The 393-nt window shown below is 55.7% G+C and carries 1 protein-coding gene; it reads right to left on the bottom strand.

Annotated features, from left to right (window positions below; translation table 11 throughout):
• Nucleotides 1–175: 175 nt before the first annotated feature.
• The coding region (locus AC30CM_RS27325) for a hypothetical protein (RefSeq protein ID WP_490120026.1) at nucleotides 176–393 on the bottom strand (218 nt) is incomplete at its 5' end.

Below are 393 nucleotides of genomic sequence, written 5' to 3'. Positions count from 1 at the left end.
ATACCCGTGAGCAGGGACGGTTCTGGACTCTTGCTCCTGCGGCACTGAAGGTTGCGGGCTCAAAGCCATATCTCCACAGCGGTTTGGCCACCTTTGATGCGTCCCTGTATGGCGTAACAGACATCACAGTGCACGCATATCGATTTATGAGTGATAGTTCTTATGTGAACAGTGATCACCTAATCAGGGGGCAGTCGACTATGTACTGACGACCACGCGTGTGGTCCGAAAAAGACTCGACCTCGACCGTCCGGTCGGCCGGGAAATCATCGAGGATGCCATCAGCGTTGCGGTGCAGGCCCCTACTGCCGATGACCTGCCCCGCTGGCACTGGTATGTCGTCGATGACCCCGAGGTCAAAGTCCGGCTCAAAAAGGTTCAGCAAGAAGAGGA

This window comes from Mycobacterium sp. DHQP2018-32-09 (assembly GCF_058148405.1).
The sequence above is the reverse complement of the archived record's forward strand: the minus strand, read 5'-3'. Positions and strand labels throughout refer to the sequence as shown.